At 72.2% G+C, this 25632-nt stretch carries 20 protein-coding genes; 13 read left to right on the top strand and 7 right to left on the bottom strand.

Annotated features, from left to right (window positions below; genetic code table 11):
* Positions 1-76: 76 nt before the first annotated feature.
* Entirely contained in the window at positions 77-733 is a 657-nt protein-coding gene (locus tag KBZ10_RS21605) for an MBL fold metallo-hydrolase (protein WP_210989340.1), read from the bottom strand.
* Positions 734-1122: 389 nt separating this feature from the next.
* Here KBZ10_RS21605 and uvrA point away from each other — a divergent pair, with 389 nt between their 5' ends.
* Positions 1123-4047 (top strand): excinuclease ABC subunit UvrA, encoded by a 2925-nt coding sequence (gene uvrA / locus KBZ10_RS21600; protein WP_307847540.1) that lies wholly within the window; start codon positions 1123-1125, stop codon positions 4045-4047.
* A 164-nt stretch (positions 4048-4211) separates the two neighbouring features.
* Here uvrA and KBZ10_RS21595 read toward each other — a convergent pair whose 3' ends face one another.
* Positions 4212-5147: a carbohydrate kinase gene (locus KBZ10_RS21595; protein WP_210989339.1), complete on the bottom strand. Its 936-nt coding sequence runs from the start codon at positions 5145-5147 to the stop codon at positions 4212-4214.
* A 211-nt stretch (positions 5148-5358) separates the two neighbouring features.
* On the opposite strand from KBZ10_RS21595, the gene KBZ10_RS21590 reads away from it, so the two are divergent.
* The 12 genes from KBZ10_RS21590 to pgi all read left to right on the top strand — a co-directional run bounded on the left by KBZ10_RS21590 (position 5359) and on the right by pgi (position 18606).
* The gene (locus tag KBZ10_RS21590) at positions 5359-5790 is read left to right on the top strand and encodes a ubiquinol-cytochrome c reductase iron-sulfur subunit (protein WP_210989338.1); all 432 of its coding nucleotides are present in this window, start codon (positions 5359-5361) and stop codon (positions 5788-5790) included.
* Between the two features lie 200 nt (positions 5791-5990).
* Positions 5991-8003, top strand: coding sequence for an excinuclease ABC subunit UvrC (gene uvrC / locus KBZ10_RS21585; RefSeq protein ID WP_210989337.1), 2013 nt, complete (start codon positions 5991-5993; stop codon positions 8001-8003).
* Between the two features lie 2 nt (positions 8004-8005).
* Positions 8006-8935 (top strand): RNase adapter RapZ, encoded by a 930-nt coding sequence (rapZ, locus tag KBZ10_RS21580; protein WP_210989362.1) that lies wholly within the window; start codon positions 8006-8008, stop codon positions 8933-8935.
* Between the two features lie 56 nt (positions 8936-8991).
* Positions 8992-10014 carry a uridine diphosphate-N-acetylglucosamine-binding protein YvcK gene (gene yvcK / locus KBZ10_RS21575; protein ID WP_210989363.1) on the top strand — a complete coding sequence of 341 codons (1023 nt, stop codon included), beginning with the start codon at positions 8992-8994 and terminating at the stop codon, positions 10012-10014.
* Positions 10005-11015: a DNA-binding protein WhiA gene (whiA, locus tag KBZ10_RS21570; protein WP_210989336.1), complete on the top strand. Its 1011-nt coding sequence runs from the start codon at positions 10005-10007 to the stop codon at positions 11013-11015. The genes yvcK and whiA overlap by 10 nt, the downstream gene beginning before the upstream one ends.
* A 242-nt stretch (positions 11016-11257) precedes the next feature.
* Entirely contained in the window at positions 11258-12262 is a 1005-nt protein-coding gene (gene gap / locus KBZ10_RS21565; protein ID WP_030544640.1) for a type I glyceraldehyde-3-phosphate dehydrogenase, read from the top strand.
* 129 nt (positions 12263-12391) lie between these two features.
* Complete coding sequence (gene pgk, locus KBZ10_RS21560; RefSeq protein WP_210989335.1) at positions 12392-13594, top strand: phosphoglycerate kinase; 1203 nt, start codon at positions 12392-12394, stop codon at positions 13592-13594.
* Positions 13595-13600: 6 nt separating this feature from the next.
* Positions 13601-14389: a triose-phosphate isomerase gene (gene tpiA, locus KBZ10_RS21555; protein WP_210989334.1), complete on the top strand. Its 789-nt coding sequence runs from the start codon at positions 13601-13603 to the stop codon at positions 14387-14389.
* A 130-nt stretch (positions 14390-14519) separates the two neighbouring features.
* Positions 14520-14750 carry a preprotein translocase subunit SecG gene (gene secG, locus KBZ10_RS21550; protein ID WP_210989333.1) on the top strand — a complete coding sequence of 77 codons (231 nt, stop codon included), beginning with the start codon at positions 14520-14522 and terminating at the stop codon, positions 14748-14750.
* Between the two features lie 159 nt (positions 14751-14909).
* Entirely contained in the window at positions 14910-15245 is a 336-nt protein-coding gene (locus tag KBZ10_RS21545; RefSeq protein WP_078649359.1) for an RNA polymerase-binding protein RbpA, read from the top strand.
* A 397-nt stretch (positions 15246-15642) separates the two neighbouring features.
* Positions 15643-16893, top strand: coding sequence for an MFS transporter (locus KBZ10_RS21540; RefSeq protein ID WP_374223395.1), 1251 nt, complete (start codon positions 15643-15645; stop codon positions 16891-16893).
* Positions 16894-16953: 60 nt separating this feature from the next.
* Positions 16954-18606 carry a glucose-6-phosphate isomerase gene (gene pgi / locus KBZ10_RS21535; RefSeq protein ID WP_210989361.1) on the top strand — a complete coding sequence of 551 codons (1653 nt, stop codon included), beginning with the start codon at positions 16954-16956 and terminating at the stop codon, positions 18604-18606.
* 110 nt (positions 18607-18716) lie between these two features.
* Here the strand turns inward: pgi and pgl are convergent, their stop codons facing one another.
* The 5 genes from pgl to tkt are packed head-to-tail and all read right to left on the bottom strand — an operon-like array spanning position 18717 to position 25526.
* Positions 18717-19499 carry a 6-phosphogluconolactonase gene (gene pgl / locus KBZ10_RS21530; protein ID WP_210989331.1) on the bottom strand — a complete coding sequence of 261 codons (783 nt, stop codon included), beginning with the start codon at positions 19497-19499 and terminating at the stop codon, positions 18717-18719.
* On the bottom strand, positions 19496-20758 hold the full coding sequence (gene opcA / locus KBZ10_RS21525; protein WP_210989330.1) for a glucose-6-phosphate dehydrogenase assembly protein OpcA: 1263 nt from the start codon (positions 20756-20758) through the stop codon (positions 19496-19498). Before opcA ends, pgl begins: the two co-directional genes overlap by 4 nt.
* Positions 20755-22278, bottom strand: coding sequence for a glucose-6-phosphate dehydrogenase (zwf, locus tag KBZ10_RS21520; protein ID WP_210989329.1), 1524 nt, complete (start codon positions 22276-22278; stop codon positions 20755-20757). Before zwf ends, opcA begins: the two co-directional genes overlap by 4 nt.
* 3 nt (positions 22279-22281) lie before the next feature.
* Positions 22282-23397, bottom strand: a complete 1116-nt coding sequence (gene tal / locus KBZ10_RS21515; RefSeq protein ID WP_210989328.1) for a transaldolase — start codon at positions 23395-23397, stop codon at positions 22282-22284.
* A gap of 35 nt (positions 23398-23432) precedes the next feature.
* Positions 23433-25526: a transketolase gene (tkt, locus tag KBZ10_RS21510; protein ID WP_210989327.1), complete on the bottom strand. Its 2094-nt coding sequence runs from the start codon at positions 25524-25526 to the stop codon at positions 23433-23435.
* Positions 25527-25632 lie beyond the last annotated feature (106 nt).

Here is a 25632-nt window from a genome sequence, read left to right as displayed (position 1 = left end):
TGGGAAGCCGGGCCGGCGGGAAGACCCGGGGACGTGCGCCGGGGAAGACCCGGGGACGTGCGCCGTCGGCGGCCGGCTACCAGCCGCGGGCCCGCCACTCCGGCAGGTGCGGGCGTTCGGCCCCCAGGGTGGTGTCCCGCCCGTGGCCGGGATAGACCCAGGTCTCGTCCGGCAGCCGGCCGAAGAGCTTCGACTCCACATCGGAGATGAGGCTCGCGAAGGCCTCCGGGTCCTGGTGGGTGTTGCCCACCCCCCCGGGGAAGAGGCAGTCGCCGGTGAAGACGTGCGGGTGCCCGTGCGGGTCGTCGTAGACGAGGGCGATGCTGCCGGGGGTGTGCCCGGCCAGATGGCGGGCGGTGAGTTCGATCCGGCCGAAGTGGAGGGTGTCCCCGTCCTCCACCAGGACGTCCGTGGAGACGGGGATGCCCGCGGCGTCGTACCGGCCCGCGTAGGTGCGGGCTCCGGTCGCGGCCACGACCTCCGCCAGGGCCTGCCAGTGATCGCCGTGCTGGTGGGTGGTGACCACCCCGGTGAGACCGCCGTCACCGATCAGCTGGAGCAGGGTGTGCGGCTCGTCCGCCGCGTCGATCAGCAACTGGGCGTCGGTGGCCCGGCAGCGCAGCAGATAGGCGTTGTTCTCCAGGGGGCCCACCGCCACCTTGGAGATCATCAGGTCCGTCAGTTCGTGCACATCGGCCGGTCCGCCGACCTTCACCGCTCCGCTGTACGTCATGGGCTCAGCCTAGTGGGGGCCGTCCCCGGAATGGAGCGAGGCCGCCGCGTCGTTGCAGCGCGAAGAGCTTCCCTCCGGGTCTTCCCGTCCGCCGGCCGCGGTCGGCGGACGCTCCGCGGCTTCGGGTGCCGCCCGTGAGCTCGCGGGCGAGACCGGTTGTCATACCCGGGCGCTATCGTCGCCGGACGGGACCGTGGTCGGTAGCGAGTCGCCGGAGGAACCGGCGGGAGGGGCGGGGCAGGGAGCGAAAGAGGCCAAAAATCGAAAACGCGTGCGATAGGCTCGGGCCGGGCCCGAAGCCGTGTCCCATCGCCGGGACACCGCCGTGGCACGCCCCATACCCTGGGTCCGGGGCTCCGCACCGCACCCCCGTCGCTTTCTCAAGAAAGGTGCCGACCGGCGTGGCCGACCGTCTCATCGTTCGTGGCGCTCGCGAGCACAACCTCAAGAACGTCTCCCTCGACCTGCCCCGCGACTCCCTCGTGGTCTTCACCGGCCTGTCGGGTTCGGGCAAGTCCTCCCTCGCGTTCGACACGATCTTCGCGGAGGGCCAGCGCCGCTACGTCGAGTCGCTCTCCTCCTACGCACGGCAGTTCCTCGGGCAGATGGACAAGCCCGACGTCGACTTCATCGAGGGCCTCTCCCCGGCCGTCTCCATCGACCAGAAGTCGACCTCGCGCAACCCGCGCTCCACGGTCGGCACCATCACGGAGGTCTACGACTACCTCCGGCTGCTCTTCGCCCGGATCGGCAAGCCGCACTGCCCCCAGTGCGGCCGGCCCATCGCCCGGCAGTCACCGCAGGTGATCGTCGACAAGGTGCTGGACCTGCCCGAGGGCAGCCGCTTCCAGGTGCTCTCCCCGCTGGTCCGCGAGCGCAAGGGCGAGTTCGCCGACCTCTTCTCCGACCTGCAGACCAAGGGCTACAGCCGCGCCCGGGTGGACGGCGCCACCATCCAGCTCAGCGATCCGCCGAAGCTCAAGAAGCAGGAGAAGCACACCATCGAGGTGGTCGTCGACCGCCTCACCGTCAAGGCGGGCGCCAAGCGGCGGCTGACGGACTCGGTCGAGACCGCTCTCGGGCTCTCCGGCGGCATGGTCGTGCTCGACTTCGTCGATCTCCCCGAGGACGACCCCGAGCGCGAGCGGATGTACTCCCAGCATCTGTACTGCCCCTATGACGACCTCTCCTTCGAGGAACTGGAGCCCCGCTCCTTCTCCTTCAACTCGCCCTTCGGCGCCTGCCCCGACTGCACCGGCATCGGCACCCGGATGGAGGTCGACCCGGAGCTGATCGTCCCGGACGAGGAGAAGTCCCTGGACGAGGGGGCCCTGCACCCCTGGTCGCACGGGCACAACAAGGAGTACTTCGGCCGGCTGATCGGCGCCCTCGCCGACGCCCTCGGCTTCCGTACCGACATCCCCTGGGCCGGTCTCCCCCTGCGCGCCAGGAAGGCCCTGCTGCACGGCCACCGGACGCAGATCGAGGTGCGCTACCGCAACCGCTACGGCCGCGAGCGGGCGTACACCACCGCCTTCGAGGGCGCGGTGCCGTTCGTGCGCCGCCGGCACAGCGAGGCGGAGAGCGACAGCAGCCGCGAGCGCTTCGAGGGCTACATGCGCGAGGTGCCCTGCCCGGCCTGCGGGGGCACCCGGCTCAAGCCGATCGTCCTCGCGGTCACGGTCCAGGGCCGCTCCATCGCCGAGGTCGCCGCGATGTCCATCAGCGACTGCGCGGACTTCCTCCGGGAGATGAAGCTCAACGACCGCGAGAAGACGATCGCCGAGCGGGTGCTCAAGGAGGTCAACGAGCGGCTGCGCTTCCTCGTCGACGTCGGCCTCGACTACCTCTCGCTCAACCGCGCCGCGGGCACCCTCTCCGGTGGCGAGGCCCAGCGCATCCGGCTCGCCACCCAGATCGGCTCCGGTCTCGTCGGTGTGCTGTACGTCCTCGACGAGCCGTCCATCGGGCTCCACCAGCGCGACAACCACCGGCTGATCGAGACCCTGGTCCGGCTGCGCGACCTCGGCAACACCCTCATCGTGGTGGAGCACGACGAGGACACCATCAAGACCGCGGACTGGGTGGTGGACATCGGCCCCGGCGCCGGTGAGCACGGCGGACATGTGGTGCACAGCGGACCGCTGGGGGAGCTGCTGGCCAACGAGGAGTCGACGACCGGCCAGTACCTGTCCGGCAAGAAGTCCATTCCGCTGCCCGGGAGCCGGCGCCCGGTCGACCCGGCGCGGCAGCTGACGGTGCACGGCGCGCGGGAGAACAACCTCCGGGACATCGACGTCTCCTTCCCGCTGGGCGTGCTCACCGCCGTCACGGGCGTCTCCGGGTCCGGCAAGTCCACCCTCGTCAACGACATCTTGTACACGCACCTGGCGCGTGAACTCAACGGCGCCAAGTCCGTGCCGGGCCGGCACACCCGGGTCGACGGCGACGACCTCGTCGACAAGGTCGTCCATGTCGACCAGTCGCCCATCGGCCGCACCCCCCGGTCCAACCCGGCCACGTACACGGGCGTGTTCGACAACATCCGCAAGCTCTTCGCGGAGACGATGGAGGCCAAGGTCCGCGGCTACCAGCCGGGCCGCTTCTCCTTCAACGTCAAGGGCGGACGCTGCGAGAACTGCTCCGGCGACGGCACGATCAAGATCGAGATGAACTTCCTGCCCGACGTGTACGTCCCGTGCGAGGTCTGCCACGGCGCGCGCTACAACCGGGAGACCCTGGAAGTCCATTACAAGGGCAAGTCCATCGCCGAAGTCCTGGACATGCCGATCGAGGAGGCGCTCGACTTCTTCGAGGCGGTGCCGAGGATCTCCCGCCATCTGCGCACGCTCAACGAGGTGGGGCTCGGGTACGTCCGCCTCGGGCAGCCCGCGCCGACCCTCTCCGGCGGCGAGGCACAGCGCGTGAAGCTGGCCAGCGAACTGCAGAAGCGCTCCACCGGCCGCACGGTCTACGTGCTCGACGAACCCACCACCGGGCTGCACTTCGAGGACATCAGCAAGCTGATCACGGTGCTGTCCGGGCTGGTGGACAAGGGCAACACGGTGATCGTCATCGAGCACAACCTCGACGTGATCAAGACGGCGGACTGGGTCGTGGACATGGGCCCCGAGGGCGGCAGCGGCGGCGGTCTCGTGGTGGCCGAGGGCACCCCCGAGCAGGTGGCCTCGGTGCCCGCGAGCCACACCGGCAAGTTCCTCCGCGACATCCTGGACACGGTGAGCGACGCCCCGGTCCCGGCCGCGAAGAAGCGCTCCGGTGGACGCAAGCGGACCGCCGCGGCCGCGACATGACGGCGGTCGTGCGGTAGGGCCGCTGCCGGGTGACGACGGGCGCCCCGCCTGGTCCGCGCAACTCCGCGCGGCCGGGGCGGGTGGCTCCCGCGTCGTGCCCGCCCGGCGTCTCCCGCGGCCGGGCCGTCGCCGGGCCGTCGCCGGAGCCGGGGCCGGCGCCGGGCTCAGGATCGTTCGGCGAGTTCCCCGGCATACGGCGGCCGGGCGCCCGCCCGGGAGCAGGTGACGGCCGCCGCCCGGGAGGCGTACACCAGGACGTCCCGCCATTCCTCACCGGTGAGCCGCCGCGGGCCGCCCGGGACCAGGGCGCCGTGGGCGGCCAGCCGGTGCAGCAGCGCGGCGTTCACGGTATCTCCGGCGCCGATCGTGTCCACCACCTCGACGGGCTCGGCCGGTACCGACCACTCGCCGTCCCGGGTCAGCACCGTCAGCCCCTCCCCGCCGCGGGTCAGCACCACGGCGTCCGGGCCGGCCGCCAGCCACGCCCGCGGGTCCCCGCCGAGCCACTCCGCGTCCTCCACCGACACCTTCAGCAGTCCGACCGAGGGCAGCCAGGCTCGGAACCGTGCCCGGTAGGACTCCGCGTCGGGGATCAGCTCCGCCCGGATGTTGGGATCCAGCGCGGTGAGGACGCCCCGCGCCGCTTCCCGGCGCAACAGCGCCTCGTACGCACTCGCCCCGGGCTCCAGCACCAGCGAGCAGGTGCCCAGCGACAACGCCCGCGTCCGCGGCGGCAGGGACCCGGGCAGCGCGAAAAGGCGGTCGGCCGTGCCCTCCGCGTAGAAGCGGTAGCCCGCCGACCCGTCCGCGCCGATCTCGGCGACCGCGAGTGTCGTGGGTTCCGGACCGCGTTGCACGAGTGCGGTGTCCACGCCGTCCGCGCGCAGGGCGCGCAGCAGTTCCGTGCCGAACCGGTCCGAGGACACCCGCGAGCAGAACGCGGCCCGCGCACCGAGCCGGCCCAGCGCCAGGGCGGTGTTGAACGGCCCGCCTCCGAGCCGGGGGAGCAGGGCGGGCAGTCCGCCGGGCGCGGCGTCGGGGGCCGGCTCCACGGCGGACGGCACGAGGTCGATCAGGGCTTCACCGGCTACGACGATCACGGGTCCCATCCTGGCCCGAACGGGGCGGAGCGTCCACGCCCCCGTACCCGGTGCCGGGCGAGGGGCGGGGCGCCCGGAGGTGCCGCCGGGCCGCCGGTAGGGTTCGGACACAGCGGCATCCATCCGCCACGGGCGGCTCGGCACCACCGGCCCGGCTCGCTCCGTACCGGCGTGGATGCCCTCCGCACCGCGCTCCGACCAGGAGGTTCCCATGACCAGCCAGCCCGCAGCCTCCCGCCGCACCCTGTTCCGCGGAGTCGCGCTCGCCGGCGCCGCCGGAGCCGGGCTGGCGGCGTGCGGCGAGGGCGGCGGCACCGGTGGCGGCGGGGAGGAGACCCCCTCCGCCCCGGTCGACCTCGGAGCCGCCGACGAAGTGCCGGTGGGGGGAGCCAGGCTCTACCGCGAGCAGCGGGTCCTCGTCAGCCGGCCGGCCGAGGACCGGTACCGTGCGTTCAGCGCCGTCTGCACCCACCAGCGCTGTGTGCTGAGCGCGGTCGAGGGCGCCGGTGCGGACTGCGCCTGCCACGGCAGCCGTTTCGACACCGAGACGGGCAAGGTGTTGCGCGGTCCGGCCACCAAGGCACTGCCGGCCGTGCCGGTCTCCGTGAAGGACGGCAGGCTGGTGGCCGGCGGCGACGCCTGACCGCGGCCGGAGCGGCCGGGAAAGCGCCGCGGAACCGCGACCGGGACCCGGGCGCGGGGGCGGAGCCCGGCAGCCGGCCGCGCCCGCCCGCCACCGGCTGCCAGCACCCCACGGAGGCCCTCCGGACCCGCCCCGGAGAGGCTTTCGCGGCCGGGGCGGGAACGGGCGGCGGTGTCCTACCGCGCCAGTAGGGTGGAGCCATGGCAGACCCCAGCAGTTACCGACCCAAGCCGGGACAGATCCCCGACTCGCCCGGGGTCTACAAATTCCGTGACGAGCACCGTCGCGTGATCTACGTCGGGAAGGCGAAGAGCCTGCGCCAGCGGCTCTCCTCCTACTTCCAGGACCTGGCGGGTCTCCACCCGCGCACCCGCACCATGGTCACCACCGCGGCGTCGGTGGAGTGGACGGTGGTCTCCACCGAGGTCGAGGCCCTCCAGCTCGAGTATTCCTGGATCAAGGAGTTCGACCCCCGCTTCAACGTCAAGTACCGCGACGACAAGAGCTATCCGTCCCTCGCGGTGACGATGAACGAGGAGTTCCCCCGCGTCCAGGTGATGCGCGGCCCCAAGCGGAGGGGCGTGCGCTACTTCGGCCCGTACGCCCACGCCTGGGCGATCCGCGAGACCGTCGACCTGATGCTGCGGGTCTTCCCGGTGCGGACCTGCTCCGCCGGGGTCTTCAAGCGCTCCGCGCAGATCGGCCGCCCCTGCCTCCTCGGGTACATCGGCAAGTGCTCGGCCCCCTGCGTCGGCCGGGTGGACGCGGAGGAACACCGCGCGCTCGCCGAGGACTTCTGCGATTTCATGGCCGGCCGCACCGGCACCTACCTTCAGCGTCTGGAACGGCGGATGCGCGAGGCCGCCGAGGAGATGGACTACGAGCGGGCCGCCCGCCTCCGCGACGACATCGAGGCGCTCCGCCGGGCCATGGAGAAGAACGCCGTCGTCCTCACCGACGCCACCGATGCCGACCTGATCGCCGTCGCCGAGGACGAGCTGGAGGCCGCCGTCCAGATCTTCCACGTCCGCGGCGGCCGCGTGCGCGGCCAGCGCGGCTGGGTCACCGACAAGGTCGAGGCCGTCGAGACCGCCGGGCTGGTCGAGCACGCCCTGCAGCAGCTCTACGGGGAGGAGAGCGGCGAGGGCGTCCCCCGCGAGGTGCTGGTCCCGGCCCTGCCCGATCCCGTCGAGCCGCTCGCCGACTGGCTCGCCGGCCGCCGCGGCTCCCGCGTCGATCTGCGGATACCGCAGCGCGGCGACAAGAAGGACCTGATGGCGACGGTGCGGCGGAACGCCCAGCAGGCGCTCGTCCTCCACAAGACCAAGCGCGCCTCCGACCTCACGACGCGCTCCCGCGCCCTGGAGGAGATCTCGGAGGCCCTCGGCCTGGAGTCCGTGCCGCTGCGCATCGAGTGCTTCGACATCTCCCACCTCCAGGGGGAGGACGTCGTGGCCTCCATGGTCGTCTTCGAGGACGGTCTCGCCCGCAAGAGCGAGTACCGCCGCTTCCAGATCAAGAGCTTCGCCGGCCAGGACGACGTCCGCGCCATGCACGAGGTCATCGGCCGCCGCTTCCGCCGTTATCTGCGCGAGAAGACGGCGACCGGCGAGTGGGACGAGGAGACGGGGAACGGCCCCGGCGGGCCGGTCGACCCCGAGACCGGCCGGCCCCGCCGGTTCGCCTACCCGCCGCAGCTGGTCGTGGTCGACGGCGGGCAGCCGCAGGTCGCGGCGGCCCGGCGCGCCCTGGACGAGCTCGGCGTCGACGACGTCGCCGTCTGCGGCCTCGCCAAGCGCCTGGAGGAGGTCTGGCTGCCCGGCGAGGACGACCCCGTGGTCCTGCCCCGCACCAGCGAGGGCCTGTACCTCCTGCAGCGGATCCGTGACGAGGCGCACCGTTTCGCCATCGCCTACCAGCGCAGCAAGCGGGGCAAGAGCCTGCGTACCGGGCCGCTCACCGAGGTACCCGGGCTGGGCGAGACCCGCCGCAAGGCCCTGCTGAAGCACTTCGGCTCCGTGAAACGGCTGCGGGGGGCCACGATCGAACAGATTTGCGAAGTGCCCGGCGTCGGCCGCCGGACGGCCGAGCAGGTCGCCGCGGCGCTCGCCGCCGCGGCACCGGCCGCTCCCGCGGTGAACACCGCGACCGGAGAGATGATGGAAGAGGACGAGCCGGCGGCTTCCCCGCCGCCGGGGATACGGGGGCAGTGAGCATGAACGGACACGAGGGAGAAGAAGCTCAGGTGAGTACGGGCACCACGGCGGACGCGGCCGACGCGGCCGCCATCCCCGAGCTGGTCATCATCTCCGGCATGTCCGGGGCCGGCCGCAGCACCGCGGCGAAGTGCCTGGAGGACCTCGGCTGGTTCGTGGTGGACAACCTCCCCCCGGCGCTGATCCCCACCATGGTGGACCTGGGCGCGCGCTCGCAGGGGAACGTGGCCCGGATCGCGGTCGTCGTCGACGTCCGGGGCCGCGGCTTCTTCGACAGCCTCCGCCAGTCGCTCGCGGACCTGGCCGCCAAGAACGTCAAGCGCCGGGTGATCTTCCTGGAGGCGTCCGACGACGCCCTCGTGCGGCGCTTCGAATCCGTCCGCCGGCCGCATCCGCTGCAGGGCCCCGGGCGGATCGTCGACGGCATCGCCGCCGAGCGCGACCTGCTGCGCGAGCTCCGGGGCGACGCGGACCTGGTCATCGACACCTCCAGCCTCAACGTCCACGAACTGCGCGCCAAGATGGACGCCCAGTTCGCCGGCGACGAGGAGCCCGAGCTGCGCGCCACGGTCATGTCCTTCGGCTACAAGTACGGCCTCCCGGTCGACGCCGACCTCGTCGTCGACTGCCGCTTCCTGCCCAATCCGCACTGGGTCCCGGAGCTCCGCCCCTTCACGGGACTCAACGAGGAGGTGTCCGGCTACGTCTTCAACCAGCCCGGTGCCAAGGAGTTCCTCGACCGCTACACCGAGCTGCTCCAGCTCATCGCCGCCGGCTACCGCCGCGAGGGCAAGCGCTATGTGACCGTCGCCGTCGGCTGCACGGGCGGCAAGCACCGCAGTGTCGCGATGTCCGAGAAGCTCGCCGCCCGCCTGGCCGCCGAGGGCGTGGAGACCGTGGTGGTCCACCGGGACATGGGGCGCGAGTGAGGAGCCCGCGGCAGCCCGACCCCGGTTCCCGGCTGAGCGGACGGGTCCGGCGGCTGATGCCGGCGCGCACCGGCCACACCGCCGCCCGCGCCGGCCACACCGTGCGGCGGCGGGGGACGAACCCCAAGGTCGTGGCGCTCGGCGGCGGGCACGGCCTGTCCGCCTCACTCGCCGCCCTCCGCCGGATCACCGGCGACCTCACGGCCGTCGTCACCGTCGCCGACGACGGCGGCTCCAGCGGCCGGCTCCGCGACGAACTCGGCGTGCTGCCACCGGGCGATCTGCGCAAGGCCCTCGCGGCGCTCTGCGGGGACGACGAGTGGGGCCAGACCTGGGCCCGCGTCGTCCAGCACCGCTTCGCGGGCGAGGGGGACCTCCAGGGCCACGCCGTGGGCAATCTGCTGATCGTCGCCCTCTGGGAGCAGCTCGGCGACCACGTCCAGGCCCTGGAGTGGGTGGGCCGGCTGCTCGGGGCGCACGGCCGGGTGCTGCCCATGTCGGCGGTCCCGCTGGAGCTGGAGGCCCTGGTCCGGGGCCACGACCCGGCCCGCCCGGAGGACGTGGACACCGTCCGCGGCCAGGCCACCGTCGCGCTCACCCGCGGTGAGGTGCAGTCCGTGCACCTCGTCCCGGCCGACCCGCCGGCGGTGCCGGAGACGGTGGAGGCCGTGCTCGACGCCGACTGGGTGGTGCTCGGCCCGGGGTCGTGGTTCTCCTCCGTGATCCCGCATCTCCTGGTCCCGGAGCTGCGCGACGCGCTGACGGAGACCAAGGCCCGCCGCGTGCTCTCGCTGAACCTCGCGCCGCAGCCCGGTGAAACCGACGGCTTCTCCCCGCAGCGTCATTTGGAGGTTTTGGCCCGACACGCACCTAAACTCGCCTTCGACGTGGTGCTGGCCGACGAGGCCGCCGTGCCCGACCGGGAACGTCTCACCGAAGCCGCCGAGCGGCTCGGCGGCACGGTCGAACTGGCACCGGTGGCCGCGCCGGACGGCTCGGCCCGGCACGACCCCGAGCTGCTGGCCGCCGCGTACGACCGGATTTTCAGGATGCATGGAAGGATCGGCCCATGGCGATGACGGCAGCGGTGAAGGATGAAATCTCCCGGCTCCCCGTCACCCGGACCTGCTGCCGGAAGTCGGAGGTCTCGTCGATCCTGCGGTTCGCGGGCGGCCTGCACCTCGTCAGCGGCCGGATCGTGATCGAGGCGGAGCTGGACACGGGGATCGCGGCGCGCAGGCTCCGCAAGGACATCCTGGAGATCTTCGGGCACGCCTCCGATCTGGTGGTGATGGCCCCCGGCGGGCTGCGGCGCGGCAGCCGCTTCGTGGTCCGGGTGGTGGCCGGCGGCGACCAACTCGCCCGTCAGACCGGGCTGGTGGACGGCCGCGGCCGCCCGGTCCGCGGGCTTCCCCCGCAGGTGGTCTCCGGTGCCACCTGCGACGCCGAGGCCGCGTGGCGCGGCGCCTTCCTGGCGCACGGCTCGCTCACCGAGCCCGGCCGCTCCTCCTCCCTCGAAGTCACCTGCCCCGGCCCCGAGGCCGCGCTCGCCCTGGTCGGCGCTGCCCGCCGGCTGGGCATCGGCGCCAAGGCCCGCGAAGTGCGCGGTGTTGACCGGGTGGTCGTCCGTGACGGTGACGCGATCGGCGCGCTGCTGACCCGGCTCGGGGCGCACGAGTCCGTACTGGCCTGGGAGGAGCGGCGGATGCGCCGCGAGGTCCGGGCCACCGCCAACCGGCTCGCCAACTTCGACGACGCCAATCTGCGCCGCTCGGCGCGCGCCGCCGTCGCGGCCGGCGCCCGGGTCCAGCGGGCGCTGGAGATCCTCGGCGAGGACGTGCCGGAACACCTCGCGGCGGCCGGCCGGCTCCGCATGGAACACAAGCAGGCGTCCCTGGAGGAGTTGGGGGCGCTCGCCGATCCGCCGCTGACCAAGGACGCCGTGGCGGGCCGCATCCGGCGGCTGCTGGCGATGGCCGACAAGCGCGCCCAGGACCTGGGCATTCCCGGTACCGAGGCCGGTCTCACGGAGGAGATGGCCGAGGACTTCACCGGTGAGATGGCCGGCCAACTGCACTGACGTCCCGTCATTTCCGCGCGTCCGGAAGGCTGTCCGCGAGCGGGGAGAGGCCCCTGCCGGACGCCCGGCCGGCCCGCTCCGGGCGGGCGCCGGGCGGCCTGCTGTCCGCATGGCGGGACCGGGCCGGGGGAGCGGCGCCAATGTCACGAACGTCCTCTCTTAGGGGTAGGGTCGGTGGTGGTCGGGGAATCCCATACAGCTCGCCGGTGTCGCAGCCGGCGTACCAACGAGGAGATCGGTTCGTGACGATCCGCGTAGGCATCAACGGATTCGGCCGCATCGGCCGCAACTACTTCCGGGCAGCCCTGGAGCAGGGTGCGGACATCGAGATCGTCGGTGTCAACGACCTGACCGACAACGCGACCCTGGCACACCTGCTCAAGTACGACTCCATCCTGGGCCGTCTGCAGGCCGAGGTCAGCCACACCGAGGACACCATCACGGTCGGCGGCAAGACCTTCAAGACGATGGCGGAGCGGGACCCGGCGAACCTGCCCTGGTCCGAACTCGGCGCCGACATCGTCATCGAGTCGACCGGCATCTTCACCAAGCGCGACGACGCCGCCAAGCACCTGGCCGCCGGCGCCAAGAAGGTCCTCATCTCCGCGCCCGCGAAGAACGAGGACCTCACCGTCGTCATGGGCGTCAACCAGGACAAGTACGACGCCGCGCAGCACCACGTCATCTCCAACGCCTCCTGCACGACCAACTGCGTGGCCCCGATGGCCAAGGTGCTCGACGAGGCCTTCGGCATCGTCAAGGGCATGATGACGACCGTCCACGCCTACACCAACGACCAGCGCATCCTCGACTTCCCGCACAAGGACCTGCGCCGCGCCCGTGCCGCCGCGGAGAACATCATCCCGACCTCCACGGGTGCCGCCAAGGCCACCGCGCTGGTCCTGCCGCAGCTCAAGGGCAAGCTGGACGGCATCGCCATGCGCGTCCCGGTCCCGACCGGCTCCGTCACCGACCTCGTCCTCGAACTCGACCGCGAGGTCACCCGCGACGAGGTCAACGCGGCCTTCCAGAAGGCCGCCGAGGGCCAGCTCAAGGGCGTCCTGGAGTACACCGAGGACCCGATCGTCTCCTCGGACATCGTCAACTGGCCGGCCTCCTGCACCTTCGACTCGCTGCTCACCATGGCGCAGGGCAAGCAGGTCAAGGTCGTCGGCTGGTACGACAACGAGTGGGGCTACTCCAACCGTCTGGTGGACCTGACCACCTTCGTCGGCGGCAAGCTCTGACCACCGCCGCACCGGACAGCTCGACATGAGGCAGCAGGGCCCGCGGCCGCAACGCGCGGGCCCTGCTGCCTGATCAGGCACCCCGGCTCACCGGGTTCACCGGTTCACCGGTTCACAAGGAGTCCCCTCATGAAGACGATCGACGACGTCCAGGTGGCGGGCAAGCGGGTCTTCGTCCGCGCCGACCTCAACGTGCCGCTCGACGGCACCACCATCACCGACGACGGCCGCATCCGCGCCGTCCTCCCGACGATCGCCCGGCTCGCCGACGCGGGCGCCAAGGTGATCGTCGCCTCGCATCTGGGCCGCCCCAAGGGTGCCCCGGACCCGAAGTTCTCCCTCGCTCCCGCGGCCGCGCGCCTCGGTGAACTGCTGGGCCGGGACGTGGCGTTCGCGGCCGACACCGTGGACGACCGTGCCCGCTCCACCGTGGAGGGCCTCGCCGGCGGCCAGGTCGCCGTCCTGGAGAACCTGCGCTTCAACCCGGGGGAGACCAGCAAGGACGACGCCGAGCGCGGCGCCTTCGCCGACCGGCTGGCCGCCCTCGCCGACCTCTATGTCGGTGACGGCTTCGGCGCGGTGCACCGCAAGCACGCCTCCGTCTACGATCTCCCGGCGCGTCTCCCGCACGCCGCGGGCGGCCTCATCGCCACCGAGGTCGGCGTCCTGAAGAAGCTCACCGAGGACGTCGGGCGGCCGTACGCCGTCGTGCTCGGCGGCGCCAAGGTCTCCGACAAGCTCGGCGTGATCGACCACCTGCTGGGCAAGGCCGACCGCATCCTGATCGGCGGCGGCATGGCGTACACCTTCCTCAAGGCCCAGGGGCACGAGGTCGGCGGCTCGCTGCTCCAGGAGGACCAGATCCCCGCCGTCCGGGAGTACCTCTCGCGGGCGGAGAAGCAGGGCGTGGAGTTCGTGCTGCCCGTCGACGTGCTGGCGGCCGCGGAGTTCCCGGACCTGCACGCGAAGGCCCCGGCGAACCCGGTCACGGTGTCCGCGGACGCCATCCCCGCCGATCTGCAGGGCCTGGACATCGGCCCGGAGACCCGTAAGCTCTTCGCCTCGAAGCTCGCCGACGCGGCCACCGTCTTCTGGAACGGCCCGATGGGCGTCTTCGAGCACCCGGACTACGCCGAGGGCACCCGCGCGGTCGCCCAGGCTCTCGTCGACAGCCCGGCCTTCACCGTGGTCGGCGGTGGCGACTCCGCCGCCGCCGTGCGGCAGCTGGACTTCGACGAGAACGCTTTCGGCCACATTTCGACCGGCGGTGGCGCGAGCCTCGAGTACCTCGAGGGCAAGACGCTCCCCGGCCTCGCCGCACTGGAGGACTGACCCCGCATGACCGCTCCCGCCCACGGCCGGACCCCGCTGATGGCGGGCAACTGGAAGATGAACCTCAACCACCTTGAGGCCATCGCGCACGTCCAGAAGCTCGCCTTCGCCCTGTCCGACAAGGACTACGACGCCGTCGAGGTCGCCGTTCTGGTGCCCTTCACCGATCTGCGCTCGGTGCAGACCCTGGTCGACGGCGACAAACTGAGGATCGCCTACGGCGCCCAGGACGTCTCCGCCCACGACAACGGCGCCTACACCGGCGAGATCTCCGGTTCCATGCTCGCCAAGCTGAAGTGCACCTATGTCGCGATCGGCCACTCCGAGCGCCGGCAGTACCACGGTGAGGACGAGGAGATCGTGGGCGCCAAGGTCAAGGCCGCGTACAAGCACGGCCTGACCCCGATCCTCTGCGTCGGCGAGGGCCTGGACGTCCGCAAGGCCGGCAACCAGGTCGCGCACACGCTCGCCCAGGTCGACGGCGCCCTGAAGGACGTCCCGGCCGAGCAGGCCGCGTCCATCGTGATCGCCTACGAGCCGGTGTGGGCCATCGGCACCGGCGAGGTGGCCACCCCCGAGGACGCCCAGGAGGTGTGCGGCGCGATCCGCGGCCGCCTGGCCGAGCTCTACGGCCGGGAGCTGGCGGACGGGGTCCGGATCCAGTACGGCGGCTCCGTGAAGTCCGGCAACGTCTCGGCGATCATGGCACAGCCCGATGTGGACGGGGCCCTGGTCGGCGGCGCGGCGCTGGACGCCGACGAGTTCGTCAGGATCGTCCGGTTCCGCGACCAGTAAGCAGACCGGGAAGTAGGCCGGAGAGCACAGTCCGGCGTACTCTGTCGGGGGCCGGGACGGCGCACAGCCGCCGGCCCCCGAACTGCCGCAGTCAGCCGTCAAGCCCGAGAGAGTTGGTCCAGTCGTGGTTATGGGGTTCTCGATCGCCCTGATCATCTTCAGCGGTCTGCTGATGATGCTGGTGCTCATGCACAAGGGGAAGGGCGGCGGTCTGTCCGACATGTTCGGCGGCGGCATGCAGTCCTCCGTCGGCGGGTCCTCCGTGGCCGAGCGCAACCTCGACCGCATCACCGTCGTGATCGGGCTTCTCTGGTTCGCCTGCATCGTCGCGCTGGGCATCCTGATGAAGCTGGACAGCTGACGGGTCGTCGTGTTCGCGGCCTATCATGGGCTTGCGTCCGCGGGGCGGATTCTGCAACTCGGCCACTGGACGCGCGTTGGGCCTTGCATAGACTGGGGCGCCCGGTAGCTGAGCTGCCTACCGATGCTTCGCAGCACCATCACGCAGGGAGTTACGACCGTGGCAAGTGGCAACGCGATCCGTGGAAGCCGGGTCGGCGCGGGGCCGATGGGGGAGGCAGAGCGGGGCGAGTCCGCTCCGCGCCTCCGCATCTCCTTCTGGTGCTCGAACGGGCACGAGACGCAGCCGAGCTTCGCCAGCGACGCGCAGGTCCCCGACACCTGGGACTGCCCGCGCTGTGGCTTCCCCGCCGGTCAGGACCGGGAGAACCCACCGGACCCGCCGCGCACCGAGCCGTACAAGACCCATCTCGCGTATGTGCGGGAACGGCGCAGCGACGCCGACGGCGAGGCGATCCTCGCCGAGGCGCTGGCCAAGCTCCGCGGCGAGATCTGAGAGACTCGCGCAGAGCCCGCGAACACCGGCACCACGATCTTCCGACGGCCCGGCCGCCAGGCGAGCCCTGGCGGCCGGGCCGTCGGCCTGCCCGCCCGGGGCCGGGCCCGCGGGACTTCCCGAACGCCTCCGGAACCGGGGCTTCCGGCCCCTCGGGCATCCCGGACGAGGATGCTCCCGATGCCGTTGTCAGTGCCCGCGGATAGGTTCTCCGGCGTACGGGAGACACCTACGGAGCCGGTGACGGCGGGGGGCGGCGGGGCGTGCGATGACGGCGCACACGGGCACGAACACCGACCGGGGCGCGGGCCGGGGCTCGGACACGGCCCCCGGCGAGGGCGCACCACAGGGCACGGACGAGGGCACGGACGCGGGCACGGCCGCGGGGGCCGGAGCCGTGACGACCGGGGCGGCGGGGCCCGCCCCGGCGGTGCCCGCCTGGCGGGGCGGTTACGGGAGGCTGTGGACGGCCGCCGTCCTGTCCCGCTTCGGTGACGCCCTGCGCGGGGCGGCGCTGCCGCTGCTCGCGGTGCGGCTCACGGACGACCCGCTGCCGGTCTCCCTGGTGACCGCCGCGGGGTTCCTTCCGTGGCTCCTCTTCGGGCTGATCGGCGGGGCCGTGGCCGACCGGGTGGACCAGCGCCGCGCCATGTGGTCCGTGGACGTGCTCCGGGGCGCGCTGATGGCGGCCTTCGCGGTGGCCGTGGCCCTCGGTCTCGCGACGATCGCCCTGCTGATCGCGCTGGCCTTCGCCCTCACCACCCTCCAGACCGTCTTCGACAACGCCGCCACGGCCCTGCTGCCCTCCGTCGTCCCCGGTTCCGCGCTCTCCTCGGCGAACGCCCGGCTGATGACCGGCCAGCAGATCGCGGGGTCGTTCGTCGCCGCGCCGCTGGTCCCGGCGGCGCTCGCCCTGGGCGCCGCCGTGCCCTACGCCGCCGACGCCGCGACGTATCTGGTGGCGGCGGCTCTCGTCGCCTCCGTCCGGGGCAGCGCGCCCGAACGGAAGCCGCGATCCCGGGGGCGGACCCTCCGCCGGGACATCGCGGAGGGTGTGCGGGTCCTGTGGCGGGACCGGGTGCTGCGGTCGCTGTGCCTTGCCAACGCGCTGTCCAGCGTGGGCATGGGGGCCCTGATCGCGACGCTGGTGCTCCATGTGACCGGCTGGCTGGACGCGGGCGAGGCCGGCTATGCCGCCATCCTCACGGCCTACGGCGCCGGGAGCGTCGTGGGCGGCCTGGTCGCCGGCCGGGCCACCCGCCGTATCGGGCAGGCCCGCGCCCTGGTCCTGGGTCTCGTCCTGCAGACCGGCTGTCTGGCCGTGCTCGGTTCGGTGCGCAGTCTGCCCGCCGCCCTGGCCGCTCTGGGGGTCTTCGGGGTCATCGGCATGATCTGGAACGTCACCGAGGTGACGATGCTGCAGCAGCGCAGCCCGTCCGGGATGCTCGGGCGGGTGAGTGCCGGGAGCCGCACCCTGTCCACCGGCGGTGCCCCGCTCGGGGCCGTGCTGGGCGGCGCGGCTGCCGCCTTCTGGGGCCTCAACGCTCCCGCGCTGCTGACCGCCGGTCTCTTCGCGCTCGGTGTACTGGCGTTGCTGCCGGCGCTCCGCGCCCCGGGCAGCGGGGAGACACCTCCTGCCGCGGTGTGATCCCTTAGGTTGGAAGACGCAGTGGGGGCTCGTACGAGAAGAAGTGGGTCGATGTCCGAGATGAACGCAGAAGGCCGCGGCAGGCTGGACCGCATGCCGGAGTGGACCGCGTTGGCTCAGCACCGGGAGAAACTGGGGGAGGTGGGGTTGCGGGAGCTCTTCGCGAGCGACCCGGAGCGTGCCGGACGCTACTCCCTCCAGGCCGGTGACCTCCATCTGGACTACTCCAAGCACCTGGTGACCGACGAGACGCTCGCTCTGCTGCGCGATCTCGCCGCGGCGACCGGGGTCGCCGGTCTGCGGGACGCGATGTTCCGCGGCGAGAAGATCAACAACACCGAGGGCCGGGCGGTGCTCCACACCGCGCTGCGCGCCCCGCACGACGCCGTGATCGAGGTGGACGGGGAGAACGTGGTCCCCGCCGTCCATTCCGTGCTGGGCAAGATGTGCGTCTTCGCCAACAAGGTCCGCGCGGGCCAGTGGAGGGGCCACACCGGCAAGCCGATCCGGGCCGTCGTCAACATCGGCATCGGCGGCTCCGACCTCGGGCCGGCCATGGCCTACGAGGTGCTGCGGCCGTACACCGCACGGGAGCTGACGTTCCGTTTCGTCTCCAACATCGACGGCGCGGATCTGCACGAGGCCCTGCGCGGCCTGGACCCGGAGACGACGCTGTTCGTCATCTCCTCCAAGACCTTCACCACCATCGAGACCATCACCAACGCCACCAGCGCCCGCAGCTGGCTGCTGGACGGACTCGGCGGCGACGAGGCGGCGGTGGCCCGGCATTTCGTGGCGGTCTCGACCAACGCCCCGGAGGTCGCGAAGTTCGGCATCGACACGGCCAACATGTTCGAGTTCTGGGACTGGGTCGGCGGCCGGTACTCCTACGACTCGGCCATCGGGCTGTCCCTGATGATCGCCATCGGCCCGGACCACTTCCGCGAGATGCTGGCCGGTTTCCATCTCATGGACGAGCACTTCCGCTGCGCACCGCCGGAGGAGAACGCCCCGCTGCTGCTCGGCCTGCTGGGCATCTGGTACGGCAACTTCCACGACGCCCAGTCGCATGCCGTGCTCCCGTACAGCCATTACCTCTCCCGGTTCACCGCGTACCTCCAGCAGCTCGACATGGAGTCCAACGGCAAGTCGGTGGACCGCGAGGGCCGCCGGGTGAGCTGGCAGACGGGGCCGGTCGTCTGGGGCACACCCGGCACCAACGGGCAGCACGCGTACTACCAGTTGCTGCACCAGGGCACCAAGATGATCCCGGCCGACCTCCTCGGCTTCGCCCGCCCGGCCGGCGAGCTCGACGACCGGCTGGCGGCCCAGCACGACCTGCTGATGGCCAATCTCTTCGCGCAGGGCCAGGCGCTCGCCTTCGGCAAGACGGCGGAGGAGGTCGAGGCGGAGGGGGTACCGGCCGGGCAGGTGCCGCACCGCACCTTCCACGGCAACCACCCCACGACCACCATCCTGGCCCCCGAGCTGAACCCCTCGGTCCTCGGCCAGCTGGTCGCGCTCTACGAGCACAAGGTCTTCGTGCAGGGCGCCGTCTGGAACATCGACTCCTTCGACCAGTGGGGCGTCGAGCTGGGCAAGGTGCTGGCCAAGCGGATCGAGCCCGCGCTCACCGAGGGGGCCGACGTGCCCGGCCTGGACGCCTCCACGGCCGCCCTCGTCTCCCGCTACCGCACCCTGCGCGGCCGCTAGGGGACAACCGGGGAACGGAAGGCCCCGGAACGGCGGAACGGCCCGGGAGCGTGCACTCCGGTGCACGGCCCCGGGCCGTTTCCGGTACGAGCGGCCCGGCGGGCGACGCGTCAGGGGGACGCGGGCGGGTACATCCCGCGCGGCAGCCCGGCCGCGGCGGCCCGGTCGAGCAGCCACAGGGTGCGGCGGGTGCCGTACGCGCCCGCCGCCGGCACCTGGATCTCCCCGGCACCGGACAGCGCGAGCGCCACCGCCTTGGCCTTGTCCCCGCCCGCCGCCAGCAGCCACACCTCGCGGGCCGCGCGGATCGCGGGCAGGGTCAGGGAGATCCGGGTCGGCGGCGGCTTGGGCGCGCCGTGCACCCCGACGACCGTCCGCTCCGTCTCCCGGACGGCCGACAACTCCGGGAACAGCGAAGCCACATGGGTGTCCGGGCCGACTCCCAGCATCAGCACGTCGAAGGCCGGCACCGGTCCGTGGTCCTCCGGGGCGGCCGCCCGTTCCAGTTCCTCGGCGTACGCCTCGGCCGCGGCCTCCACGTCCGGACCGTGGGGACCGTCGGAGGGGGCCATCGGGTGGACGCGGGCCGGGTCGAGCGGCAGGGCGTCCAGCAGGGCCGCGCGGGCCTGGACCTCGTTGCGCTCGGGGTCGTTCGCGGGCAGGAAGCGCTCGTCGCCCCACCACAGGTCGATCCGCGTCCAGTCCACGGCGTCCCGCGCCGGCGACGCGGCGAGCGCGGCCAGCAGCCCGTTGCCGTTCCGGCCGCCGGTGAGCACCACCGAGGCCGAGCCGCGCGCCGACTGGGCGTCCACGATCTTCGTGATCAGCCGGGCGGCGGCCGCCCCGGCCATCAGTTCCTTGTCGCGGTGGACGACGATCTGCGGAGTGCTCACGGGGCCGGCCTCCCGGCCGGGCCCGCGCCGCCCGGATCCGTACGGGGCGGCTGCGGCCGGGTGCTCTCCAGCGGGCGCGCCCCCGGCGGGGGAGGCGGCGGCGTCGGTGCGCGGGTGGAACCGGGCGCTGCCGGAGCACCGGGGGAGCCCGCCCCGGCGGAGGCCCCCGGCGAGCCGGACGGTCCCCGGGGCGCGGGCCGCGGGGCCTCCGGCGCCCGGAGGGCCGGGGCCGGCGGCTTCTCCGGCTCCGGCCCGGACGGTGTCCGCCCGGCGGCCGGTGCCCCGGGCGCCGGGGCCGTCCGTGCCCCGTTCACCGTCTCCGGCTGGATCGTCTGCTTGCCGAGCCGCCCGGCGCCGAAGCGCACCGTGGCGGCGTACGCCTCGTCCGGGTCCAGCCGCCGCAGCTCCTCCGCGATCAGCTCGGAGGTTTCCCGCCGCTGGAGCGCGACATGCCGGTCCGGCTGGCCGGGCATCTTCAGCGCCGCCAGCGAGCCGTCCGCCCGGTGCAGGCAGACCTCGCCCTCGCCGGTCGTCAGCCGTACGGCCGTGAGGCCCGGCCCCGCCGACACCTTGCGGGCCACCGGCACCTTCAGCCGGTCGGCCAGCCACAGGGCCAGCAGCTCGCTGCTCGGGTTGTACGCCTCGCCCTCGACCACGGCCGACTCGACCGGCGCGTGCCGCTGGTCGAGGGCGGCCGCGAGCACGCTGCGCCACGGGGTGATGCGGGTCCACGCCAGGTCGGTGTCGCCGGGCGTGTACGTCTCGGCCCGCAGGGCGAGCGTGGAGACCGGGTCCTCGGTGGCCGAGGCGTCGGTGATGCGCCGGGCGGCCAGCTTGCCCAGCAGGTCCTCGTTGGGGTGCGCCGGCGCGTCCTCCGGCCACCACACGACCACGGGGGTGTCCGGCAGCAGCAGCGGCAGGACGACCGAGTGGGCGTGGTGGGCCAGTTCGCCGTGGAGCCGCAGCAGCACCGTCTCGCTGGTGCCGGTCTCCCCGCCGACCCGCACTTCCGCGTCCAGCCGGGCGAGCTTGCGGTCCCGGGGCGAGCGCCCCGGCCGCCTGATGACCACGAGGATGCGGGAGGGGTGCTCCTGGGAGGCCTGTCTGGCCGACCTGAGCGCGTCGTAGTGGTTGCCCTCGTCGGTGACGATGATGAGGGTCAGCACCATGCCGACGGCCGGGGAACCGGCGGCCCGGCGGGCCTGGACCAGGCTGGAGTTGATCTGGCTGGAGGTGGTGTCCGTGAGATCGATGTTCATGGCCGGCGCCAGCTCCGTCCGTCTCGTGCGAGCATCTCGTCCGCCGCCCTGGGACCCCAGGTGCCGGCGGTGTACTCCTCCGGCTTGCCGTGGGTGTCCCAGTACTCCTCGACGGGGTCGAGGATGCGCCAGGACTCCTCGACCTCCTGGTGCCGGGGGAAGAGGTTGGCGTCGCCCAGCAGCACGTCCAGCAGCAGCCGTTCGTAGGCCTCGGGACTGGAGGTGGTGAAGGACTCGCCGTACGCGAAGTCCATCGTCACGTCGCGGATCTCCATCGACGTGCCCGGCACCTTGGAGCCGAACCGGATGGTGACGCCCTCGTCCGGCTGCACCCGGATGACCAGGGCGTTCTGCCCCAGTTCATGGGTGTCGGTGGTGTCGAAGGGCGAATAGGGGGCGCGCTGGAAGACGACCGCGATCTCGGTGACGCGGCGGCCCAGCCGCTTGCCGGTGCGCAGATAGAACGGCACCCCGGCCCAGCGGCGGTTGTCCACGGACAGCTTGATGGCGGCGTAGGTGTCGGTGCGCGAGTCGCGGCTGATGCCCTCCTCCTCGCAGTAGCCGAGCACCTCCTCGCCGCCCTGCCAGCCGTGCGTGTACTGGCCGCGCACGGTGTGGGCGCCCAGGTCCGCCGGGAGCTGGACGGCCTTGAGGACCTTCAGCTTCTCCGTCACCAGCGCCTTGGCGTCGAAGGAGGAGGGTTCCTCCATCGCGGTCAGCGCCAGCAGCTGGAGCAGATGGTTCTGGATGACGTCCCGGGCGGCGCCGATGCCGTCGTAGTAGCCGGCCCGGCCGCCGATGCCGATGTCCTCGGCCATCGTGATCTGCACGTGGTCCACGTAACTGCGGTTCCAGATCGGCTCGAACATCGTGTTGGCGAAGCGCAGCGCCAGGATGTTCTGGACCGTCTCCTTGCCCAGGTAGTGGTCGATCCGGAAGACGTCACCGGGCTGGAACACCTGGTGGATGATGTGGTTGAGCTCCTGGGCGCTGGCCAGGTCGTGGCCGAAGGGCTTCTCGATGACGGCGCGCCGCCAGGAGTCGCCCTGCCCCTCCGACAGCCCGTGCTCCTTGAGCTGCCGGACGACGGTGGGGAAGAACTTCGGCGGCACGGAGAGGTAGAAGGCGAAGTTGCCGCCGGTGCCGCGGGCCTTGTCGAGCTCGTTGATGGTCGCCTTCAGCTTGCGGAAGGCGTCGTCGTCGTCGAAGGTGCCCGGGACGAAGCGGAAGCCCTGGCTGAGCTGCTGCCAGACCTCCTCGCGGAACGGGGTCCGGGCGTTCTCCTTGATCGCGTCGTGGACGACCTGGCAGAAGTCCTGGTCCTCCCACTCCCGGCGGGCGAACCCGACCAGGGAGAACCCCGGCGGCAGCAGTCCGCGATTGGCCAGATCGTAGACGGCGGGCATCAGCTTCTTGCGGGAGAGGTCCCCCGTGACGCCGAAGATGACCAGACCGGACGGCCCCGCGATGCGCGGGAGCCGCCGGTCCGACACGTCACGCAGCGGATTGCTGCTGCTCAATGTTCACGCCTCCGGAGCGAGTCGCTTCAGCTCGGCCTCGGTGGATGCGAGGAGGTCGGTCCAGGACTTCTCGAACTTCTCCACGCCCTCGTCCTCCAGGAGCTGGACGACCTCGTCGTAGGAGATGCCGAGCTTCTCCAGCGCGTCGAGGTCGGCGCGGGCCTGCTCGTAGCCGCCGGTCACCGTGTCGCCGGTGATCTCGCCGTGTTCGGCGACGGCCTCCAGGGTCGCGTGCGGCATGGTGTTGACCGTGCCGGGGGCGACCAGCTCGTCGACGTACAGGGTGTCCTTGTACGCCTTGTCCTTGACGCCGGTGGAGGCCCACAGCGGGCGCTGCCGGTTGGCGCCCTCGCGCTCCAGGGCGGCCCAGCGGTCGGAGGCGAAGACCTCCTCGTAGGCCTGGTAGGCGAGCCGGGCGTTGGCGACCGCGGCCTTGCCGCGCAGGGCGGCCGCCTCGTCGGTGTCCAGGCCGTCCAGCCGCTTGTCGATCTCGGTGTCCACGCGGGAGACGAAGAAGGAGGCGACGGACTGGATCCGGGAGAGGTCCAGGCCGGCGGCCTTCGCCTGCTCCAGGCCGGCCAGGTAGGCGTCCATGACCGCGCGGTAGCGCTCCAGCGAGAAGATCAGCGTGACGTTGACGCTGATGCCGAGACCGATGACCTCGGTGATCGCCGGAAGGCCCGCCTCCGTGGCCGGGATCTTGATGAGTGTGTTCGGCCGGTCCACCAGCCAGGCGAGCTGCTTGGCCTCGGCGACGGTCGCGTGGGTGTTGTGCGCCAGCCGCGGGTCGACCTCGATGGAGACCCGGCCGTCGCGGCCGTCCGTGGCGTCGAAGACCGGCCGCAGCACGTCGGCCGCGTCCCGGACGTCCGCCGTGGTGATCATGCGCACGGCCTCTTCGACGGTCACCCGCCGCACGGCGAGGTCGGAGAGCTGCCGCTCGTACCCCTCGCCGGCGGAGATGGCCTTCTGGAAGATGGTGGGATTGGTGGTGACCCCCACGAGGTGGCTGGTGTCCATCAGCTCCGCGAGATCACCCGATGAGATGAAGGTGCGGGACAGGTCGTCCAGCCAGATCGCCACGCCCTCGTCCGAGAGGCGCTTGAGTGCGTCTGCCATAAGAGTTGCAACTCCTCCTTGTACGGATACGGGCGTCAGCGACCCGCGGCTTCGAGGGATTCCCGGGCCGCGGCCTCGACGGCCTCGGCGGTGAGACCGAACTCGCGGTACAGCACCTTGTAGTCGGCGGAGGCACCGAAGTGCTCCAGGGAGACGATCCGGCCCGCCTCACCGGCGTACCGGTGCCAGGACAGGCCGATGCCCGCCTCCACCGCCACCCGGGCCCGGACGGCCGGGGGCAGCACGCTGTCCCGGTACCCCGGGTCCTGCTCCTCGAACCACTCGACGCAGGGCATCGACACCACGCGGGCGGGGACCCCGGACGCCTGGAGGCGCTCCCGGGCCTCGACGGCCAGCTGCACCTCGGAGCCGGTGGCGATGAGCAGCACCTGCGGGTCGGTGGCCTTCCCGTCGGCGTCCTCGGCCTCGAACAGGATGTAACCGCCCTTGGCGGCTCCGCCGTTCGCGGCGTACGTCGGCACGTTCTGCCGGGTGAGGGCCAGGCCGTGCGGAGCGGGCCTGGCGGTGTGCCGGCGGATGATCTCGCCCCAGACCACGGAGGTCTCGTTGGCGTCCGCCGGACGGACCATGTTGAGGCCCGGGATGGCGCGCAGCGCGGCCAGGTGCTCCACGGGCTGGTGGGTCGGGCCGTCCTCGCCGAGGCCGATCGAGTCGTGCGTCCAGACGTAGGTGACCGGCAGCTCCATCAGGGCGGCGAGCCGGACGGCGGGGCGCATGTAGTCGGAGAACACCAGGAAGGTGCCGCCGTAGATGCGGGTGTTGCCGTGCAGCGCGATGCCGTTCATGGTCGAGCCCATGGCGTGCTCGCGGATGCCGAAGTGCACCGTGCGGCCGTAGGGGTTCGCCTCGGGCAGCGGGTTGTCGGCCGGGAGGAAGGAGGAGGTGGCGTCGATCGTGGTGTTGTTCGAGCCGGCGAGGTCGGCGGAGCCGCCCCACAGCTCGGGGATGATCTGGCCGAGCTCCTTGAGGACCTCACCGGAGGCCTTGCGGGTGGCGACGTCCTTGCCGGGCTCGAAGACCGGCAGCTTGCGCTCCCAGCCCTCGGGCAGTTCGCCCGCGCTGACGCGGTCGAACTCGGCGGCGCGCTCCGGGTTGGCGTTCCGCCAGTCCTGCATCCGCTTGTCCCAGGCGGCGCGGGCCTCGCGGCCCCGGTCGGCGGCGGCCCGGGCGTGCGCCAGGACCTCCGCGTCCTCCGGGAAGTGCACCTCGGGGTCGAAGCCGAGCACCCGCTTGGTGGCGGCGACCTCCTCGGCGCCCAGCGCCGAGCCGTGCGAGGCCTCGGTGTTCTGTGCGTTCGGGGCCGGCCAGGCGATGATGGTGCGGGCGGCGATCATGGAGGGCCGTCCGGTCTCGGCCTGCGCGGCCCGGAACGCGGCGTACAGCGCCCGCACGTCGAAGTCGCCGTTCGGCGCCTGGTCGACGCGCTGGACGTGCCAGCCGTAGGCCTCGTAGCGCTGCAGCACGTCCTCGGAGAGGGCCGTGGCGGTGTCGCCCTCGATCGAGATGTGGTTGTCGTCGTAGAGCGCGATGAGGTTGCCGAGCTTCTGGTGCCCGGCCAGCGAGGACGCCTCGGCGGAGATGCCCTCCTCCAGGTCGCCGTCGGAGACGATCGCCCAGATGGTGTGGTCGAAGGGGGAGCCGCCCTCGGGTGCCTCCGGGTCGAACAGTCCGCGCTCGTAGCGGGCGGCCATCGCCATGCCCACGGCGTTGGCGATGCCCTGGCCGAGCGGGCCGGTGGTGGTCTCGACACCGGTGGTGTGGCCGAACTCCGGGTGCCCCGGGGTCTTGCTGCCCCAGGTGCGGAAGGCCTTGAGGTCGTCCAGCTCCAGGCCGTAACCGGCCAGGTAGAGCTGGATGTAGAGGGTCAGGCTGGAGTGTCCGGGGGAGAGGACGAAGCGGTCCCGTCCGGTCCACCCGGCGTCGGAGGGGTCGTGCCGCATCAGTTTCTGGAACAGGAGGTAGGCGGCGGGCGCCAGGCTCATGGCCGTGCCGGGGTGGCCGTTCCCGACCTTCTGCACGGAATCCATGGCCAGGACTCGGGCGGTGTCAACGGCCCGCTGGTCCAGCTCAGTCCACTCGAGCTCTGTGGTCGTCGGCTTGATGCTCACCCTGGGTCAGGGCTCCTCTCCACAAGGTCGCAGTGCCGGTGACTTGGCTCACCGGGCGTCGTCGAGCCTATCTCGCACCCGTGTGCGTGCTTTCGACCGTCCAGCT

Source organism: Streptomyces sp. F63 (assembly GCF_018070345.1).
GTDB lineage: Bacteria > Actinomycetota > Actinomycetes > Streptomycetales > Streptomycetaceae > Streptomyces.
This window is presented reverse-complemented; position numbering and strand designations above follow the sequence as displayed.